Annotated in this window: 13 protein-coding genes; 4 read left to right on the top strand and 9 right to left on the bottom strand. The window is 64.0% G+C overall.

All coding sequences use genetic code 11. The features are described from left to right. Nucleotides 1–43: 43 nt before the first annotated feature. The gene (locus AB0O87_RS06860; protein ID WP_363513210.1) at nt 44–1,606 is read right to left on the bottom strand and encodes a molybdopterin-dependent oxidoreductase; all 1,563 of its coding nucleotides are present in this window, start codon (nt 1,604–1,606) and stop codon (nt 44–46) included. Continuing rightward, nucleotides 1,603–2,430: a 16S rRNA (cytidine(1402)-2'-O)-methyltransferase gene (gene rsmI / locus AB0O87_RS06855; RefSeq protein ID WP_363513207.1), complete on the bottom strand. Its 828-nt coding sequence runs from the start codon at nt 2,428–2,430 to the stop codon at nt 1,603–1,605. Before rsmI ends, AB0O87_RS06860 begins: the two co-directional genes overlap by 4 nt. A 62-nt stretch (nt 2,431–2,492) precedes the next feature. Here rsmI and AB0O87_RS06850 point away from each other — a divergent pair, with 62 nt between their 5' ends. Then, a complete protein-coding gene (locus AB0O87_RS06850; protein ID WP_363513204.1) occupies nt 2,493–4,046 on the top strand; it encodes a phospholipid carrier-dependent glycosyltransferase in 1,554 nt (517 codons plus the stop codon). 4 nt (nt 4,047–4,050) lie between these two features. Here the strand turns inward: AB0O87_RS06850 and AB0O87_RS06845 are convergent, their stop codons facing one another. From AB0O87_RS06845 to AB0O87_RS06825, 5 genes are all read right to left on the bottom strand, one after another. Then, nucleotides 4,051–5,454 (bottom strand): amino acid permease, encoded by a 1,404-nt coding sequence (locus AB0O87_RS06845; protein WP_363513201.1) that lies wholly within the window; start codon nt 5,452–5,454, stop codon nt 4,051–4,053. A 168-nt stretch (nt 5,455–5,622) separates the two neighbouring features. Further along, nucleotides 5,623–7,425, bottom strand: a complete 1,803-nt coding sequence (locus AB0O87_RS06840) for a DUF255 domain-containing protein (RefSeq protein WP_363513198.1) — start codon at nt 7,423–7,425, stop codon at nt 5,623–5,625. Nucleotides 7,426–7,455: 30 nt separating this feature from the next. Further along, nucleotides 7,456–8,025 carry an FMN reductase gene (gene msuE, locus AB0O87_RS06835; protein WP_363513195.1) on the bottom strand — a complete coding sequence of 190 codons (570 nt, stop codon included), beginning with the start codon at nt 8,023–8,025 and terminating at the stop codon, nt 7,456–7,458. Between the two features lie 78 nt (nt 8,026–8,103). Beyond that, nucleotides 8,104–8,940: an aldo/keto reductase gene (locus tag AB0O87_RS06830; protein ID WP_363513192.1), complete on the bottom strand. Its 837-nt coding sequence runs from the start codon at nt 8,938–8,940 to the stop codon at nt 8,104–8,106. A 53-nt stretch (nt 8,941–8,993) separates the two neighbouring features. After that, a complete protein-coding gene (locus tag AB0O87_RS06825; RefSeq protein ID WP_363513189.1) occupies nt 8,994–9,581 on the bottom strand; it encodes a TetR family transcriptional regulator in 588 nt (195 codons plus the stop codon). A 116-nt stretch (nt 9,582–9,697) separates the two neighbouring features. On the opposite strand from AB0O87_RS06825, the gene AB0O87_RS06820 reads away from it, so the two are divergent. Then, nucleotides 9,698–10,483, top strand: a complete 786-nt coding sequence (locus AB0O87_RS06820; RefSeq protein WP_363513186.1) for an SDR family oxidoreductase — start codon at nt 9,698–9,700, stop codon at nt 10,481–10,483. A 24-nt stretch (nt 10,484–10,507) separates the two neighbouring features. Here AB0O87_RS06820 and AB0O87_RS06815 read toward each other — a convergent pair whose 3' ends face one another. Both AB0O87_RS06815 and AB0O87_RS06810 read right to left on the bottom strand, forming a co-directional pair. Further along, entirely contained in the window at nt 10,508–12,868 is a 2,361-nt protein-coding gene (locus AB0O87_RS06815; RefSeq protein ID WP_363513183.1) for a LamG-like jellyroll fold domain-containing protein, read from the bottom strand. Nucleotides 12,869–13,086: 218 nt separating this feature from the next. Next, nucleotides 13,087–14,151, bottom strand: coding sequence for a heparan-alpha-glucosaminide N-acetyltransferase domain-containing protein (locus AB0O87_RS06810; RefSeq protein ID WP_363513180.1), 1,065 nt, complete (start codon nt 14,149–14,151; stop codon nt 13,087–13,089). A 41-nt stretch (nt 14,152–14,192) separates the two neighbouring features. On the opposite strand from AB0O87_RS06810, the gene hrpA reads away from it, so the two are divergent. Together hrpA and AB0O87_RS06800 are read left to right on the top strand one after the other, a co-directional pair. After that, on the top strand, nt 14,193–18,353 hold the full coding sequence (gene hrpA, locus AB0O87_RS06805) for an ATP-dependent RNA helicase HrpA (protein WP_363513177.1): 4,161 nt from the start codon (nt 14,193–14,195) through the stop codon (nt 18,351–18,353). Nucleotides 18,354–18,392: 39 nt separating this feature from the next. Further along, nucleotides 18,393–19,337 (top strand): NADP-dependent oxidoreductase, encoded by a 945-nt coding sequence (locus AB0O87_RS06800; RefSeq protein ID WP_363513174.1) that lies wholly within the window; start codon nt 18,393–18,395, stop codon nt 19,335–19,337. The last annotated feature ends 51 nt before the right edge of the window (nt 19,338–19,388 follow it).

Genomic DNA, 19,388 nt, shown 5'->3' with positions numbered 1-19,388 from the left:
TTCTAAGCGGGGTCGGTCCGATGGTTACGCGCTCACGTCATGCTCACGTCACAGAGAGTTCAACACGGTGCCATCCCTGAGCTCCATCTGGAGCTACTGCCGCAGGTTCAGACGTCTGCGTCTCGCCGTTGGCGCTCAGGGCGCGGCACTCAATGGTGTGGGTTCCTGGTTCCGCTGTCCACGGCACACTCCACTGCACCCAGGTGTCGGCGGAGATGGCGGTGGCGAGGTCGGCAGCCACCCACTGACCGTCGTCGATGCGCACCTCCACCCCCGCAATTCCTACCTGCTGTTGCCACGCCATCCCGGCGATAACCGTGTCACCAGCCGAGAGCGTTTGTCCTCGCCGTGGCACATCGATGCGCGATTGCAGCTTGATGGGTCCGCGCGCAGACCAGCCGCGCGTGGTCCAGTACGCGGCCTCCTTGTCGAAGCGCGTGACCTCTAGTTCGGTGACCCACTTTGTCGCCGACACATAGCCGTACAGCCCTGGAACAACCATCCGCACAGGGAACCCATGCGCGAGCGGCAGCGGCTCGCCGTTCATGCCGACCGCGAAAAGCGAGTCCCTGTCGTCGGTGAGCGCCTCAAGTGGAGTGGAGGCAGTGAAGCCGTCTGCCGATGTGGAGAGCACCATGTCTGCGTCTGCATCGACGCCCGCGCGCTTCAGCAACTCACGCACCGGGTATCCCAGCCAGCGCGCATTACCGATCAGCGAGCCCCCCACTTCGTTGGAGACGCACGCCAGCGTCACATCAGCCTCTTGCATGGGGAGTGCCAGCAGCTCATCCCACGAGATCACTACTTCTCGTTCAACCATGCCGTGGATGCGCAGTGACCATTCAGCTGGATCGATACGTGGGATGACCAGCGCGGTGTCGATGCGGTAGAAATCGATGTTGGGAGTAACCACTGGCGCAAGCCCCGGTACCCCTAGCTCGGCGCTGGCAGCGACAGGAGCAGCGGGTGTCGCAGCTGCAGGGAGCCGCAACGCATTTCGCACGGCCTCGATCGACTGCGAAGCGCCACGAGCGACGTTGCTCACCACGAGTGCCACGGCTCCAGCGGCTGCTGTGCCCAGCGTCCACAGCAAGAATCGACGGCGCTCATCATCGGTGGGAGAAAAGTCAGGAACAGGCCGAAGCAGACGTACGAGCACCCGCACAGCGACGGCGGCAAAACCACCGGCGACAATGCCAGGAACCCAGGCGTAGGTGCCGGCATCCGCGCGGGTCATCGCAACGACGACCGCCACAACGCCGAGCGCCGCAAGAACCACTGATCCGAGCCCCGCCCGCCGCCACTCCAGCATTCCAGCAACCCCGGAGACAACGGCAAGGACCAGGGCGATGCCCACAAGCAGCGCGGCCTTGTCACCAGTGCCGAACAGGGCGATCGCCGTATCTTTCGCCCAGCTAGGGGCCAGGTCGATCAGACCACCGCCGATGACAGCGAAGGGGCTCGCACTCGGCTGCAAGAGGGCTGCGACGAGCTCGCCGAGCCCCGCTCCCAGGAGGGTCGCCGCGAAGCCTGCTCCCGCCGACCGGATGCGGTCTCCCCGCGTGGCGCTGGCATTCTGGGTCACTGCCGCTTTGCTCACGGTCATGCCCCGCCGGAGCGTGCGGCCAGTGCCGCCTGGTACAGGTCACGAGAGGAGAGTCCGGTGAGGCCTGCGACCTCACCGGCCGCGTCTTTCAGCCGGATACCGTCGGCGACAAGCTTCTGCACCTGCGCCAGCGCATCTTCCGGTGAAGCATCGCGACGGGGCGCACCCTCGACCACAACGACGATCTCGCCCTTCACGCCAGCCTCTGCCCAAGCCACCAGCTCAGCGGCGGTGCCGCGCCGCACCTCTTCATAGAACTTGGTGAGCTCACGGCACACGGCGATACGGCGATCCTCTCCGAATGCCGCTCCCATATCGGCGAGGGCGCCAGTCAGCCGGGCGGGCGACTCGAAGAAGACCATCGTGCGAGGTTCGGCGGCGAGCGCGCGGAGGGTGGACCGCCGCTCACCCGGTTTGCGAGGCAGGAATCCCTCGAAGGTGAACCGATCTGTCGGCAGGCCAGAGATGGCCAGCGCCATCAGCACTGCGCTCGGCCCCGGAATGGCGGTGACCGTCACGCCCTGCGCCACGGCTTCAGCGACCAGTCCGTAGCCGGGGTCACTGACGGTGGGCATGCCCGCATCGCTCATCACCACAATGTCGGTTTCGGCGGCGAGCGCGGCCAGCTCCGCCGCCTTCTGCTTCTCGTTGTGGTCGTGCAGGGCGATCAACCGGGGGCGGTTCTCGATCTGCAGCGCCTTCAGGAGTCGCTGCGTGGTGCGGGTGTCCTCTGCCACAACCACCTCAGCGTTTTGCAACACTTCGATGAGGCGTCGCGATGCGTCGCCGAGATTTCCGATCGGAGTAGCGGCGAGAATGATCACCCGCCCAGCTTAGGCGCGCAAGGCGCAACCGATGCCGAGCACGCGTTGTCTAGGCTGGAGCGGTGACCGAACCAGCGCCCCTTCTTCCCTCACCAGAGGAGCGCCTGACGCGCTACGGGCGCCTGCGCGATCGCGTGCTCCGTGATCAGGAGTGGGGACCAGCCCTTCGTTGGCTCGCCCCGCTTGTCGTCACCGCGCTGGCAGCTGTGTTGCGCCTGATCGATATCGCCCGCCCGCGCGAACTCGCTTTCGATGAGACCTATTACGTCAAAGATGCCTGGTCACTGTGGACTCTGGGTTACGAAGGCACCTGGGGAGAGGATGCCAATGCTGCCTTCGTCACCGGCCAGAACCTCCCGCTCTCTGACGTCGGGTCGTTCATTGTGCACCCACCACTGGGCAAATGGCTCATCGCCCTTGGTATGTCGATCGGTGGTCCGGATAACAGCGGCGGTTGGCGCTTGGCGACGGCGCTCCTCGGGGCCGGATCGGTGCTACTTGTCTACCTAATCGCACGGCATCTCAGCGGCTCTCTTGTTGTGGCCACCGTTGCTGGCACCCTGCTGGCGATCGACGGTCTCAGCATCGTGATGAGCCGAGTCGCTCTGCTCGACGGCATCCTGACCTTCTTCGTCTTGCTGGGGGTGCTGTTCATACTCTTCGACAGACGACGAACGATTCCGCTCCTGGAGCGTCGCGATCCCGAGGCACCTGACCCCTTCTGGGGACCGGTACTCTGGCGCCGCCCGTGGCTGATCGCCGCAGGGGTGGCGCTGGGCGCAGCCTCAGCCGTGAAGTGGTCAGGACTCTATGTTCTTGCTGGTTTCGGGTTGTATGTCGTCGTCACAGACGCACTGGCCCGCCGCCGAGCTGGCGTGGTGCTGTGGCCCTCGTCTGCCGCATTCAGGCAGGGACCCGTCTCGTTCGTCTTGTTGGTGTTCCCCGCGCTCGCGGTGTACTTGATCAGCTGGACCGGCTGGCTAGTGACGGCAGGAGGGTACGACCGGCAAAGCGACCCGAACCCGCTCATCGCACTGTGGAAGTATCACGAAGCTATGCTCGGCTTCCACGTCGGGCTCAGCCGCGGTCACCCCTACGCAAGCGCGGCGTGGGAATGGCCCCTACTTCTTCGTCCGACGGCAGTGTGGGTCGATTCGGATCCTGCTGCCTGCGGTGCCGACAACTGCATCGCGGTGATCTCCGCCGTTCCCAATCCGCTCATTTGGTACGGCGGTGTCGCTGCCGCCGTATACCTCCTGTACCGGCTGGTGCGCGGATGGATCACACGGCAGTCCATCGGTGCTGAGCTGAGCATTCCGCTGGTCGGGCTCGCGGTCACCTACCTCCCGTGGTTGCTTTTTCCCGACCGCACAATCTTCCAGTTCTACACCGTCGTGATGATGCCGTTCCTCGTGCTGGCACTCGCGATGACGCTGCGAATCATCGCGGGGAAGCGCCAAGATCCACTCCCCCGACGCCTCGCCGGCGAGCGCACCGTCTTGGTGTTCCTCGTCTTCGTGGTGCTGGTGTCGGCGTTCTTCTTGCCGCTCTGGATGGGCATGAGCGTGCCGTACGACTTCTGGATGATTCACAACTGGATGCCTGGCTGGGTCTGAGGCGCTACTCCCGCACGATGCCTGGGCGCGCCGTTCTTCTGGTCGCGCGTGCAATCAGTACGAGCGCCGCGGTGAGCCCCAGTGTGAGCAAGAGCTGGGTGCGTGCCGTTTGATCGGTCATCGCGAGGGCGAAAACGGCGACAAGCAGCACAACACACAGCCAGGACAGCCAGGGGAATCCCCACATGCGCATCGGCATCTGTTCGTGAGCCCGGTCTGCCCGTCGCCGCAGAATGATCTGCGAGACCGCCGTCGCCGTCCAGATCACCAACAGGGTGGAGCCGACGACGTTCAGCAACGCCGGGAGGATCACATCGGGAAAGGCCCAGTTGAGTCCCACCGTCACAAAACCAAAAGCGACAGAGGCGAGCACGGCAACGAACGGCACCCCTTTCGCACTCGCTCTCGTTGCAGCGAGCGGCGCGAGACCACGCTCCCCCAGTGAGTACGCCATGCGGGAAGCTCCGTAGATGTTTGCGTTCATGGCCGAAAGGAGCGCAATGATCACGATGAGATCCATCACGAGACCGACACCCGGCACATTCAGCGTCTCGAGGACCGCCGAAAATGGGCCGTCCTTGATGGCGGGATCGTTCCACGGGAGGACCGTAACAATGACAAAGATCGATCCAACGTAGAAGACCAGAATGCGCACCAGGACTTCTTTGACGATGCGCCGGATGTTGCGCGCTGGGTCATCAGATTCGGCTGCAGCAATGGCGACGACTTCTGTACCTCCGAAGGCGAACACCACAATCAGCAGGGCACCCGCGATACCGGTAATGCCGTTGGGGGCAAAACCACCGTTGTCGACGAGGTTCGAAATACCTGTTGCCGCCACCCCGGGGATGAGCCCGAGGATCGCACACACCCCCACGATGAGAAAGGCGATGATGGCGACGACCTTGATCGCCGCAAACCAGAACTCGAACCGGCCATAGTTACTGACCCCAAACAGGTTCACTGCGGTAAGAGCAACAACGAAGATCAGCACCCATACCCATCCGGGCATGCCCGGGGTCCAGTTCGCGACGATCGCGCCAGCGCCTGTGGCCTCGGCGGCGATCACCACGACAAGCTGAATCCAATAGAGCCACCCCACAGCGCTCCCGGCGCTGCGTCCCATCGCCTTCTGTGCGTACGAGCTGAAGGCTCCAGAGCTCGGACGTGCGGCGACCATCTCTGCCAGCATCGCCATCACCAGCACCACGATGCCCCCTGCGACCAGGTACGACACCAACACCGCGGGTCCAGCGATGCTGATCGCCTGACCAGAACCGACGAACAGGCCAGCGCCGATCGCGCCGCCCAGCCCCATCATCGAGATCTGGCGGCGGGTGAGCCCTGGTTGCAGTCCCTGAGTCGTCGTCGTGGTTACCGGCGGCTCGGTTGCGCGGCCATCGCTCATGCGACAACCCCCCATCCGGCGCGAGTGGTGCAAAACATAATCGGAGAGTCCTTGCTGTGATTCGGCAACGGCTGTGACGGCGCCGTCTACGGTCGCGCAACACTAAAACGGATGCCAGGCGCCGGGCAGTCATGACGCGATATGCTGCGTCGTCTGTGCGCAGGACGCTCAGCGTGCGGTGAGCACCGCTGCCGGATCTCCCGTCGGGAGCTGGCAGACAAAGCCACGGCAGTCGTATACCTGCTCCGTGAGTGCGTGCTTCCCCTCGAAGAGTTCGAACCCCTCGTCAGCGAAAGCGCCAGCCTGCTCGGTCGTGACCACGGCGACAACCTCCGCGTCTACATGTCGGACTGCCTTGGCAAGTGCGGTATCCGGCGAAGCCGTCACCGCGACAACCTGGCGGGGCGGCAGCACGAGCCCTGCGGCCACCCGCAACAGCGTGCCGTGGGCGAAGGGTTGTGCGAGCGACCTCTCAGCCAGTGCACGCACGGTCGTGACGGCCACGTCGCGATATCGATCGCCCGCTCCCATCCACCAGGCAGTGAGTGCGGCAGTAGCGACGGCAGCCGCATCAGAGGGCAGGTCACCATCGGTATGGTCTGGGGAAGTCGCGATGCCCTGCGCCGCGAGAATCGGGTCGTCTCCGCCACTACCGGCAATCGCATCATCGAGGACGCCGCGCGCCACCGTCGCCCATTCCACCTCTCCCGTCGCGAGCGACAACGCGAACAGTCCGTTGGCGAGGAGGGCAAGATCACCAGCAGTTGCCACCGCACCAGAGGCCCTGCCATCGAGGGAAGCGCGCACCAGCGCTCCGTCGGAGTTTCGATTGGTACTAAGCACATGGCTCGCTGCCTCCGCTGCGGCAGCTATCCAACGGCGCTCACCGAGGGCGCTCCCCGCGCGGGCAAGCGCCCCGATCGCCAGACCGTTCCAGCCCGTAATCACCTTGCCGTCAACGGCAGGAGGCTCAAGATCTGCGCGCTCCGCCAGAGGACGCTGGTAGTAGCCGCCTTCGCTACGTTCCCCCTCGATTGTTGATTCCGAGTCTTGCGCTGCCCCAAAACCGCCCGCTGCGCGGGGCAGCACCCCAATCAGAAAAGACGCGATGCCACGCACGGTCGACGTGTCACCGGCATCACGGGCGACGTCGAGCAGTTGGGCGCTGTCGATGAGCATCCGCTCGTAGTGCGGCACCGTCCAATCGCGCTGCGTCGCGTAGCGGAAGAAGCCGCCATCTTCATCGCGCAGGTCTGACCCTGCCATCGCGGCGAGCGCACGCCCTGCCACCGCCGCTTCTTCAGGCGCCACCTCGCGTACGAGCGGGTGCTGCAGAAACTGCAAGGTCGTCGCGACGGGGAACTTTGGCGCTCCACCGAAGCCGCCGAACTGTGTGTCCTCGCGCTGAGCGATCGTCTGTGCTGCCCTGGCTAGTCCCGCGGCGTCCGGCGCATCGGCGGAGGTTGCTGCCGCAGCGCTGGCGAGCGCAGCGGTCACTGCGTCTGCCGATTCTTCTGCCTGTGCACGACGCAGCTTCCAAGCCTCTCTCACGGCGGCGAGTACATCGCGAAACGCGGGCAGTGGTGCTCTCGCCTCCGGAGGCCAATAGGTACCGGCATAGAAAGTGCGCCCACGCGGGGTCGCAAAGACGGTGAGCGGCCAGCCAAGATTCTGCGTAAAGGCAGAGGCAGCAGCCATGTATGCCCCATCGACCTGCGGGTGCTCCTCGCGATCGACCTTTACGGCCACAAACCCCTCGTTGATGAGGGCGGCAGTGGCGGGGTCAGCAAACGACTCTCTCGCCATCACGTGGCACCAGTGGCAGGTGGAATAGCCGATCGAGATAAGCAGGGGAACATCACGGCGCTGCGCTTCTTCGAACGCGGCTTCTCCCCAGGGAAACCAGTCGACGGGGTTATCGGCGTGCGCGCGCAAGTAGGGGCTGAGTGTGTCGGCGAGCCGGTTGGTCATGCTCTCACGCTACGCCTGTGTACAGGGGTGCTAGCCGACCAAAAGCTCCACCGGCCGTGATGCCGCGTAGCCGACCAGCGGCAGCGCACGATCGGCCGCCAGCGCAATCCGCGCGTGCAGCACATCGGAGGCGACCTCGTATCCGGCAAAGTCGGCGTCGCTCGCGTAGACGCCGAGCGGAAGCGTGAGCGCCTGAAAGAAAGAGAACAGCGGGCGCAACTGATGCTCGATGATCAGAGCATGCTTCTCACCACCGCCGGTCGCCGCGAGAAGCACCGGCTTTCCCACCAGGTCGTACTGTCCAACAAAGTCGAACAGGTGCTTGAACAGCCCTGTGAACGACGCCCGGTACACGGGGCTGCCCACAATAAGAAGATCAGCAGTCTCAATGGCGCGCAGATCTGCCTCGATTTCCGGCGAGAGCTGGTCGCGACGGAGGGACCCCGCCAAGCCAGGGCCAATGCGCGTCAACTCGATGACCTGCGCATCGACCTCGGCCCGCTCAGCAAAAGCGGCGGTGATCGCACGCACAAGCGCGGTTGTCTTGCTCGGCTCGTGCAGGGATCCAGACACGGCAACGACGCGGAATGGAGCTGTCATGCCTCCGACGCTACTCACGACAAAGCCCCGTGTCGCACGCGGCGACACGGGGCGTCATCTGAGCGAAAAGCCGGAGCCTTAGTTGACGTCGTTCGGGTGGGAGCCCACCCGGCCTGAGCCGTCAAGCGGGTCGAGCGCATCGATCGCAGCAACCTCGGCATCGGTCAGCTCAAACCCGAACACATCGAGGTTCTCGCGCAGTCGCTCTGCTCGCACCGACTTCGGGAACACGATGATGTTCTTCTGCAGGTGCCAACGCAGCACCGCCTGCGCCGGGGTGACCCCGTGAGCGGCGGCGGCATCTGCCACAGCAGGAGTGCCGAACAGGTCGTACTTGCCCTGGCCGAGCGGCCCCCAGGCCTCGGTACGAACACCGTGCTCATCACCCCAGGCAACGACGTCGCGCTGCTGGTAAGCGGGGTGCAGCTCAATCTGGTTGACGGCCGGCACGACACCGGTCTCCGTCACCACGCGTTCGAGATGAGGAACGAGGAAGTTGGAGACACCGATGCTGCGCGTCAGGCCAGCTTCGCGGAGCTCGACAAGTTTCGCGAATGCGTGCACATAGTCGTCTTTGGCCGGGGTCGGCCAGTGCACGAGATACAGGTCAACCTTTTCGAGACCGAGCTTCTGGAGGCTCTCGTCGATTGCAGCGCGGGGCTCCTCATCATGATGACGGTCGTTCCACAGCTTCGTGGTGATGAACAACTCGTCGCGCGGAATGCCAGAGGCCGAGATCGCCGCCCCCACGCCCTCTTCATTGCCGTAGATCGCCGCGGTGTCGATGTGCCGGTACCCGATCTCCAGAGCGTCGCTCACCGCGCGCTCCGTCTCTGCCGCTGGCACCTTGAAGACGCCGTAGCCGAGCTGAGGAATGGAATAGCCGTCGTTCAGTTCAAGTGCAGGAATGCTCATGGCCCCAGCATAGAACCTGTGATGACAGGTTGGCTCAACCGAGACGAAAGATGTCAGTCGAGACCGCGAAGCCCCTGCGACATCGCATGAAACGCGTCCACCGCTCTGGCGGCCGGCCGGGGGCCCGCGGGCTCAGATGCCCACTGCTCCAGCCCCACCCTGATCGCATCCGTGGCAATGGCGGCGAGCTGCCGCGCCTCCCACGGCGTCATCCCTCTTGCGTGCAAAATCTCCCGCAACCGCCGCTCTGAGTCGTCATTGACGCGCAACCACACGTCGCGTAGCGCAACGTCGTCTTCCAGCCCCTGCAGAACCCCCAGGATCGCCTCAAACGAGGAGTCGTCCTTCTCGACAAGGCGAGCAGCGATGATGCGAGGCACCTGCTCTCGCAACGAGTGCTCCCCCACCTCGACGAACGCATCCTGCCACTGTTGCGCCCCGATTGTGAGTAGCGGCGTAATCGCATCTTCTTTGCGCGCGAAGTACCGATAGAAGGTGCGCACCGAGACGCCAGCGCGCGCCGCAATCTGATCGGCCGTCACGCCAGCAACGCTTTGCTCAGCAAAAAGTGCAGCGGCGGCCGCCGCGATATCACGTTCCGTCGCGGCCTTCCGGCGCTCGGTGAGAGTCGAGGTTTCCACCGTCACAGCGTACGGGAGCGACGATCGTTGGGCTTCAGCTTTGCCGCTTGGCACAATCTGCCATCTAGGCATAGTCTGCCTAGAACACCCACTGGACCCACCACGAAGGGAAGAACATGAATCGCTACGAAGGACGCCGCGCACTTGTCACCGGCGGAGGCTCTGGCATCGGCCAGGCGACAGTTCTACGCATGTTGAGTGAAGGCGGCCACGTTGTCGCAGCAGACATCAGCGTCGCCGGGCTCGAAGACACGGTTGCCAAAGCAGGCGCGCTGTCGGAGCGGCTGAGCACCGTGACGATGAACATTGCAGACGAGGCGTCTGTCGTCGCCGGGGTCGCAGAGGCTGTCGCCGCTCTGGGCGGACTGGATGTCGTCGTCAACGCCGCAGGCATCCTGCGCTCGGGCCACACCCACGAAACGTCGCTGGAGCAGTTCGAGCAGGTCATCCGCATCAACCTCGTCGGCACATTCCTCGTTATCCGCGAAGCGATTCCCTCTTTGAGTGAAGGCAATTCGGCTGCCGTCGTGAACTTCAGTTCGACTTCTGCCAACTTCGCCCACCCCTACATGGCGGCCTACGCAGCCAGCAAGGGTGGCGTGCAGTCGATGACCCACGCACTCGCTTCTGAGTACGCCAAGAGCGGCATCCGGTTCACGGCTGTTCAGCCAGGATCGATCTCTTCCGGAATGACCGACGGCTCTGGCCAGAGCAACCAAAGCAACGGTCCTGGCCTGCCCGCCGATGCCGACATGAGCCTGTTCATGAAGCTCGGGCCCGCAATTGGGCAAGGTTTCGCCGGACCAGAAGCTGTCGCAGGAGTCGTAGCGATGCTTGCCAGCGAAGACGGCGCCTTTATCACTGGCACCGAGGTGCGCATCGACGGGGGCACTCACTTCTAAGCACGCGCAGGAGGGGAGAGAAGCTCAGCCAGCACCGACCTGGAAGTGCGACCGCACCTGGTCCTCACTCAAGGCGTACGGGTACACCGCCACCTCATCCAACGAACCCCTGAAGTAGTTCGAAAACGGAGCAGACGGCCAGCCGGTCAGACGGTCACCACCGAGACGCCAGTACATGAGACCCGCTTGGGCTTTGGTGACTCCCGCATCCGCGGCGACGAGTTCGCCGTCGATGTACAGCTTCATCCCCTCCGCGCTCAGCGACCCCACTGCTTGATGCCAGTTGCCGTCATTCAGCGACCTGCCTGATCCGACCGTCTGGCGTGCGCGACCAACAGCCACGCCGAAGTTCACGACCCCGCTGTTCGTCATGTAGAGGGCGCGATCGAGAGTAGGAGAACTTCCCGATTTGGCGCTCCCAGAGCCGATGAGCAATCCCCCCGTTGAGGCCGTCGTCTTAAACCACACCTCCGTGGAAAATTCCTCCGATACCGCGACCCTGTTGTTCGAGGACACCCTGGCACTCGTAAATCCGTTCAAGGAAGTCGATCCGGTTTCGCTCCCCTTGATCCCCGACGACGAAGCCGTTGCTCCCCACCCGTTCACTGGGTCGTTTGAACCTGCCCAGTCTTTGGAGATGTCTCCCAAGGGGTAGTACAGCGAAGGCCCGTCGCCGAGCACGGTGCGCGTATACGCCGAAGCGGTGCCTCCTGCGGAGATGGCGCGCACGCTCGCGCTGGTGGCGATGTTACCGTCGGCGTCTCTCGCCACCACCGTGTAGCTGGGCGACTCACCCGGCGTCGCCGATGTGTCTTCGAGAGTGATCGTGGACTGGTTCCACCATGTGCCATCCGCTGTCGTGATCGCGACAGGTTCTACCGTTCCCTCGCGATACAGCTCATAGGTGAGCGTTAGGTCATCGCGATCCCAGTTGGTCTGGATCGACACCGTCGTCTTCCCCGGAACCGAAGCGTTGCCCACCGTGGGGGTCCAGCTTTCCCCGGAAAGACGCGGCCCGCTCTTCGCGCCAGCCGGCGGGTTGGTGGAGAACCGCACCAGCCCCTCAAATTGCCCGCCGTTGACAGCCGCAAACTCCCCACCGATCGAGATCATGTCTCCGGCCCCGGTGATCGACAGCCCGGCCTGCCCTAGCCCTGTCTGATTACCGACTGACCAATCAGGAGACCATTGGTACGCCGATGGCGCGGGGTTTCCCTCCCAGTTGGTGTAACCGGAGTACGTGTTCGCCGCGAGAGTGCCGCGTGCATCTGCCGTGTACGCCTCCGCGTACTTGTACACGACCGGGTTCTGCTGCGGCTGCAACCCCATCGTGTCGCAGGAGTGCATGTGACTGGTGGTGTAGACGACCTTGCCTGTCGAGTAGACGCCGTAGTGGTCGCCATGGCAATCAGCGATCCACCGGACCGCGCCCGTGTCCGGCTCCGCCGCGAACGTTCCCTCGAGATTCCCACCGCGGGACCAACTCCACCCGGTTCCGTATACGGCATTCTCATCCGCTGCGAGCGCAAAGATGCCGGAATTGCTATTGTTCCCGCTGTTCTGGACAACCTTCGAGATGCCCCAGTCGGTGTCCACCGCACCTGTGGCCTTGTTCACCGCCGCGACTCCGCGCAGCGCGCTTCCGTCAACGGTGGAGAACCGACCGCCGACGACAACTTTGCTCCCTGCAGGGTCCATCACCAGAGCATCGACCTGGCGATTGGCCTGCGGTGCCCAGGTCTGCAACGCACCGTGCGCGTCGTCCAACGCCGCGAGATTGTTTCGAGCGGCACCGTTGGCCTGGGTAAACAAGCCACCCAAATAGATCGTCGAGCCCGCTGTGGCGATCGCGTAGATTCCGGTTCCGCCGACCGCAGGCGCGAACTGCGGTATCAGCTCACCAGTGGCCGCGTCGAGCGCTGCAAAGTTCCACCTGTCCTCGCCGTTGACCCTGTTGAACGATCCGCCAATGTAGATACGCGATCCATCGGGCGAGGCGGCGACAGCCTTGATGACTCCATTGACCTCTGGAGCGAATGGCAACAAATCTCCCGACACGATGTCGTACGCGAGCACGTTCGATCGCGCCGTCAAAGAAGTGTTCGGCGCCGCCATCGGCTCCCGCGCATTGTCGAACTTCCCGACGGCGTAAACCGTTGTTCCGATGGTGGTCTGCGCCCACACATACCCGTCGTCGATCTGGACCGTCGGAATCGGATCGGCGGTGACGACGTTCTCATCCCGCTGCAACAGCGGTGGCGGCGATGCGGAAACCTCCGCTGCTGCGCCGGCCGATGCCCCCGACAAACCGGCAACCAGCAAGCCAGCAGTCAGCGCTGATGCGAGTGCCCCCCGCGCTCGTCGTCCAAAATTCGTGTTCTTCACAGTGACTCCCCCGGCCATGCTCGTCCGAGCGCGGAGTCGCTACTCAACCGCGCAGTCGAAAAGATCGAGTCGGCGACAGTATCGCCGCGGCGCGGATGCGCGACCCTCCCAGTTCGAATCCCCCAGTTCCGACCCTAGATCCGAGTCGGTTGCACACGCCAGACAGCGCTGCTGATTCACGCTAACACACGGCCTTGCTCAGGATGGTCTTGACAGTTTCACTGGCGCGGAATGGCCGCCATCGCCGTGGCTCCCTTGCCTACGAGGCGTTCGAGCGGTCCTCGACCAAAGAACATCGACCAGGCGGTCGACGCGACGAGCAGGAAGAGCGTCGTTGCCGCCCAAAAACTGTTGCTCGACAGAAACCCTCCCGGCCCCACGAGCAACACGATCGACAGAACATGAGCACTGTATGCCGTCAGTGGCATGGAGCCAAGTGCACCAAGGGGCAATGCAGCCCAGCGCAGCGGTCGACTCAGCAGAAGGCACACAGCGATCACCGCAAGAGCGAACCCTCCCGAACCGAGAATCTCCGCCGTACCACCGCTATGCGGCGCGACAGCGAACACGGCGGAGGCCGCGCCGTCAGACATACCACTTTGGGCACCCAGTCCTCCGAGCGCGTACCCCACAATCGACACCACGACGCCGACGCCGAGCATCAGCCAGGCGCTACGAGTGTCCTGTATCTGCATCCGCCCGATGGCCATACCCGCGAGGATGAACACCATCCAGACGGTGATCGGATAGGAGCCGTAGAGCACGAAGTCAATCCCGGATCCCGTCGGCCCGCGCATGACCTCGCTCACAAGAGCGAGTAGCGGAGGCCCGAAAAGCGCCAGCACACTGGCACCCGCGAGGAGCCGGCCTGGTGTCCAGCGGAGGAACGGGATCACCGCCACGTACAGCAGCCCATACAGCGTGAGAATCACCGCAATGGGAGTATTCAGCATCTCCAGCGTGAGCCCAATGACGAAGATCACCGCACCGCGTCCAACCAAACGCAGTCGGATGTCGGGAATGCTCTCGCGTGCAGGAATCGAACTGCGCCCCGTCATCAGAGCGATCGAGATTCCGGCGAGCAGGGCGAACAGAATCGATGAGCGGCCGTTCACCAGCGCAGCCCACGTGCGGGGGTCACCCCAGACCACCGAGCCGGTCTCACCAATGTGTGCGCCCACCATGCCGAGGATCGCCAGCGCTCTGGCAACATCGAGCCCCAGGATGCGCGGCGGCCGACCGAACTCATGAAACCACCGGACGGGCGACAAAGCATTGCTCACCAGACGATCGTAGGCACGTATCCGTCATACGATAAAGGGCTATGTCTTCTCCCGCGATCATCTACCCTCCTGAGCTGCCGGTCAGTGCCGCCAGGGAAGAGATCGCCGAAGCCATCCGCCACCACCAGGTCGTGATTGTTGCCGGAGCGACCGGATCAGGAAAGACAACGCAGCTACCGAAGATCGCTCTCGAGCTCGGACGCGAGCGCATTGCACACACGCAACCTCGCCGCCTCGCCGCACGCACCATTGCGGAGCGAGTGGCAGAAGAGCTCCAGGTCGAGCTCGGCACTCTTGTCGGCTACAAGGTGCGGTTTACCGACAAAGTCTCAGAAGAGACGCGCATCGCCCTGATGACAGACGGCATTCTGCTCAACGAGATCCACCGCGACCGGCTGCTCACGCGCTACGACACCATCATCATCGACGAGGCGCACGAGCGCTCTCTGAACGTCGACTTTCTGCTCGGGTACCTGGCCCGCATCTTGCCGGAGCGCCGCGACCTCAAAGTGATTATTACCTCCGCGACCATCGATCCGGAGAGCTTCGCCAAACACTTCGCCGACGCGGAAGGTGCTCCGGCACCGATCATCGAGGTCTCAGGACGCACGTATCCGGTAGAAATTCGTCACCGTCCGCTGGTCGCTGATACTGACGAAGAGGAGTCGAAGGATTCCGGCGAACCTGAGGATGAAGTGTCGGCCATTGTCGCCGCGCTTCGCGAACTCGACCGCGAAGCGCCAGGCGATGTGCTCGTCTTCCTCCCCGGCGAAGCGGAGATCAGAGACGCGGCCGACGCCGTGCGCGGTGCCTACGCCAACGATCGCTCCCCCACAGAGGTGCTACCGCTGTTTGGACGACTCTCTGCCGCCGACCAGCACCGCGTTTTCGAACGCAGCAAAGTTGCCGGAGTGCGCCGTCGCGTCATCCTCGCCACCAACGTCGCCGAGACAAGTCTCACGGTGCCTGGCATTAAGTACGTCGTCGACACTGGCACGGCGCGTATCTCCCGCTACAGCAACCGCTCCAAGGTGCAACGGTTGCCGATCGAAGCCATCTCCCAAGCATCAGCGAACCAGCGTTCAGGGCGCGCAGGGCGCACCAGCGACGGAATCGCCATCCGCCTGTACTCCGAAGACGACTACAGCTCACGGCCGGAGTACACCGAGCCCGAGATTTTGCGCACTTCGCTTGCCTCCGTCATTCTGCAGATGTTGTCGCTCGGCTTCGGCGACATCACCGCGTTCCCCTTCCTCACCCCACCAGACTCGCGAGGCGTGAAAGCCGCGTTCGATCTGCTGACCGAGCTGGGTGCTGTGGAACCGTCCCGGCGGGACGGCTCCCCTCACCTCACCCGCACCGGCCGCGAGATCGCCCGGATGCCGATCGACCCGCGCTTCGCCCGCATGCTGATCGAGGCGGGGCGCCCTTCGACAAGCTCAGGGACCCAGTCCCCGCACCGGTCCCTGAGCCCGGACCCGTCCCTGAGCCCGGACCGGTCCCTGAGCCCGTCGAAGGGGTCCCTGAGCCCGTCGAAGGGGTCCCTGAGCCTGTCGAAGGGGTCCCTGAGCCTGTCGAAGGGGTCCCTGAGCCTGTCGAAGGGGTCCCTGAGCCCGGATCGGCCCCTGAGCCCGTCGAAGGGGTCCCTGAACCTGTCGAAGGGCGGCGTCACCCGAGACGTCCTCGCCATCGTGTCGGGGATGACGATCCAAGATGTCAGGGAGCGGCCGGAGGAGCGCCGCGAAGAAGCCGACCGCATGCACGCGCGCTTCGTCGATCCGACCAGCGACTTCATCACCCTGTTGAACCTGTGGAACCATCTGCGCGAGCAGCAACGTGAGCTCGGTTCGAGCGCGTTCCGCCGCCTCTGCCGATCAGAACACTTGAACTATGTGCGAGTGCGCGAATGGTTCGATGTGCACCGCCAGCTGCGCACCCTGGTGAAGACAAACGACCGCGGCGGCGAGGCAACAGGCGCGAGCGACCCGGATGCGATCCACCGCGCGATCCTGTCTGGGTTGCTGTCACAGATCGGGCTCCTCGACGAGCGCAGCGCTCCGGCTGGCAAGGCGCACTCTCCCGCGAAAGACGCGAAACGACGTATCGCGGAGTATCGCGGAGCGCGCGGAATCCGGTTCTCCATTTTCCCCGGCTCTGGGCTCCGCAAGAAGAGTCCTCGCGCGGTGATCGCCGCCGAGATTGTGGAGACGTCCCGCACTTTCGCGCGCACCGTCGCCGCCATCGACCCCGCCTGGGCCGAGCCGCTCGCTGGCGACCTGGCTAAACGTCAGATCACAGAACCGCACTGGTCTAAAGATGCGGGCGCCGCCGTCGCGTTTGAAAAGGTGACGCTGTTCGGACTGGAGATCATTCCCCGCCGAAGGGTGCAGTTCGCACGCATTGACCGCGCCGCCTCGCGCGAGCTGTTTGTGCGCCACGCCCTCGTCGAAGGTGAGTGGGATCCCGCGCGCATCGATAAGCGCGTCAGCGCGTTCTGGCGCAGCAACGCCGAGCTCCGCCGACGCCTAGAAAAACTTGAAGAGCGGGAGCGACGGCGCGACATTCTCGCGGGCGACGAGGCGGTATTCCGCTTCTACGACGAGCGGATCCCCGCGGATGTTTTTGACGTGCGCTCCTTCGAAAGCTGGTGGCGAGAGACGCTGTCGGCGACGCCGAAGCTGCTTGTGATGCGGGAGAACGATCTGATCGATGACGCAGAGCGCGCCGATCAGCAGGAGTTCCCTGCGCGATGGACGCAGGGCGATCAGGTTCTCGGACTCGCCTATCGGTTCGAACCTGGCGCAGACGACGATGGCGTCAGCGTTGTGTTGCCGCTGCCTCTGCTCGCACAGATTGAAGATCGCGGGTTCGACTGGCAGGTGCCAGGCCTCCGTGCTGAACTCGTCACTGGGTTGCTGCGCGCTCTGCCCAAGGCGATCCGTCGACATGTGGTTCCCGCCGCAGACTGGGCAGACAAGTTCGGTGCCGACCTCGGCGAAGAGGGTCCAGAATCGCACGGCGGTCTGCCGCCGCGCACGTTGAAAGAAGCCCTCGCTAAGCGTATCCAGCCGCTCGCGAATCAGCTTGTTTCCGCCGCCGATTTCGACGACGAGCGGGTTCCTCCTCATCTACGGATGAACTTTCGCGCCGTAGACGAACGCGGCAGAGTTGTCGGCTCAGGCCGTGACCTGCGCCGACTGCAAACACAGCTTTCTGACAGGGCACGCAGCAGCGTCGCTCGCTCGATAGCTGCACCCCCGACCTCGGGCCCGCAAAAAGGTACTCGCGGCGCCGAACGTGTCGCTGCTGCCTCCATCGAGCAGACCGGTCTGACGACATGGACCATCGGAGACCTGCCAGCCGTGCTCGACACCCGTGTCGCCGGCGGCGTCGTGCGCGGCTACCCCGCCATCGTCGACAACGGCAAGAGTGTGTCGGTGCGGGTCGAGTCGACCCCTGATGCGGCAGCAGCAGCAACGCGTGATGGTGTTCTGCGGTTGGTACTCCTTAGCGTCCCTTCACCCTCGTCCTACGTGCAAGAGCACCTCACCAGCCAAGAGAAACTCGCACTGGCAGCATCGCCGTATCAATCAGCTGCTGCGCTGATCGAGGACTGCCGTGCCGCGGTCGCACGCCGCGTCATCGATGCGGCGACGGGCGATCAGGCAGGCGAGGGCCGGGGCATCGTGCGCAGCGAAGCGGAGTTTGCCAAGGTACGCGACGCAGTGTCTGCGGTGCTCGTCGACGAACTCTTCGCATGTGTATCCCTGGTTGCCCGCACGCTCACGAAGGCCCGCGAGGTCGAGCGCGGCATCAAGTCGCAAAACTCGCTGGCGTTGCTCGGCCCGCTCAACGACATCCGCACCCAGCTCAGCGGCCTTTTGCACTCAGGGTTCATCTCGGCTGCCGGTGCCGACCGGCTGACGCACTTTCCGCGCTACCTCGAAGCGATGTTGGACCGGCTGAAGCTTCTCGCCAGCGAACCAGGCAAAGACCGGGCTCGGATGACAGAGTTCGAGCGAATGTCGAAGGCATATGAAGATGCAGGCGGCACGATCCCCCTAGATGTCGCCGCCGCGCCCGCGCTCGTCGAGGCCCGTTGGCTCTTGGAGGAGTATCGCGTCAGCGTGTTCGCCCAGCGGCTTGGTACCGCCCAGCCCGTGTCACCGCAGCGCATCATGAAGGTATTGTCCGGCCGTTGAAACCGCGCCGATGGGCGCTGACGCAGGTAGCCTGCTCTCATGGCCCGCGCGATCGTTTACACAGAGTTCGGCTCCCCCGACGTCTTGCACATGATCGAGATTCCCGATCCCGTTCCTGCGCCGGGTGAGGTTGTGGTGCGTATTCATGCGGCGGGCGCGAACCCGATTGACGCAAAGTTGCGCGGCGGCAAGCGCCCCTCCGCTTCGATCACCGAGCCACGCGCCGTGGGCTTCGACGGTGCGGGGGTGATCGAGGCGCTGGGCGATGGCGTCGACGGTTTTATGGTGGGAGATCGCGTGGCGATCCGTGACACACCAGGAACCTACGCCTCTGCCCTTGTTGTCAAGGTCGAAAATCTGGCGAAGCTGCCGGACTCCGTGACCGCGGCTGAAGGCGCCGCCATCGGTATTCCCGCTGGCACCGCCTATCAAGCCCTGCGCTCGTTGCATGTCACCGATGGTGATGTGTTGCTCGTTCATGCCGGGTCCGGCGCTGTGGGACAAGCCGCTGTGCAATTCGCCGTGGCGTGGGGAGCCACCGTCATTGCGACCGCAAGCCCCGCGCGGCACGAACACCTGCGCGAACTCGGTGCAATCCCTGTCGCATACGGCGATGGGCTGCACGAGCGCCTTAACGAGGCCGCGCCATCTGCGATCACCGTAGCGCTGGATTGCGCAGGCACAGACGAGGCCATCGAGACGTCACTTGCCCTTGTCGCAGACAGGGACAGGATCGCTACAATCGTGCGCGGCCCTGATGCTGCGGCGTTCGGCATTCGCGCTTTCTCCGGCGGATCCCCTACCCCCCTCACGGATGAAGAAGTGTCGTGGCGGGCAGAGGCGCTGCCTCAGACGATCGCTTTATTGGACTCTGGCGACTTTGTGATCGACCTCGGACCCCAGCTCCCTCTCACCGAAGCAGCGCACGCGCACACGTTGATGGAGTCCAGCTCGGCGTCAGGCAAGATCACCCTGATTCCTTAAAAGAGTCGACGGAAACTCGTCCATCCGAAGCCGCAGAACCCCTACGCTGAA

Origin of the sequence: Microbacterium sp. NPDC076768, from assembly GCF_040687205.1 — a bacterium.
GTDB lineage: Bacteria > Actinomycetota > Actinomycetes > Actinomycetales > Microbacteriaceae > Microbacterium.
The sequence above is the reverse complement of the archived record's forward strand: the minus strand, read 5'-3'. Positions and strand labels throughout refer to the sequence as shown.

Bases quoted from the DNA above. Each gene is read 5' to 3' on its own strand.
- hrpA (WP_363513177.1), top strand. From the start codon at position 14,193: ATGTCTTCTCCCGCGATCATCTACCCTCCTGAGCTGCCGGTCAGTGCC.
- msuE (WP_363513195.1), bottom strand. From the start codon at position 8,025: ATGACAGCTCCATTCCGCGTCGTTGCCGTGTCTGGATCCCTGCACGAG.
- AB0O87_RS06830 (WP_363513192.1), bottom strand. From the start codon at position 8,940: ATGAGCATTCCTGCACTTGAACTGAACGACGGCTATTCCATTCCTCAG.
- AB0O87_RS06840 (WP_363513198.1), bottom strand. From the start codon at position 7,425: ATGACCAACCGGCTCGCCGACACACTCAGCCCCTACTTGCGCGCGCAC.
- AB0O87_RS06800 (WP_363513174.1), top strand. From the start codon at position 18,393: ATGGCCCGCGCGATCGTTTACACAGAGTTCGGCTCCCCCGACGTCTTG.
- AB0O87_RS06845 (WP_363513201.1), bottom strand. From the start codon at position 5,454: ATGAGCGATGGCCGCGCAACCGAGCCGCCGGTAACCACGACGACGACT.
- AB0O87_RS06860 (WP_363513210.1), bottom strand. From the start codon at position 1,606: ATGACCGTGAGCAAAGCGGCAGTGACCCAGAATGCCAGCGCCACGCGG.
- AB0O87_RS06820 (WP_363513186.1), top strand. From the start codon at position 9,698: ATGAATCGCTACGAAGGACGCCGCGCACTTGTCACCGGCGGAGGCTCT.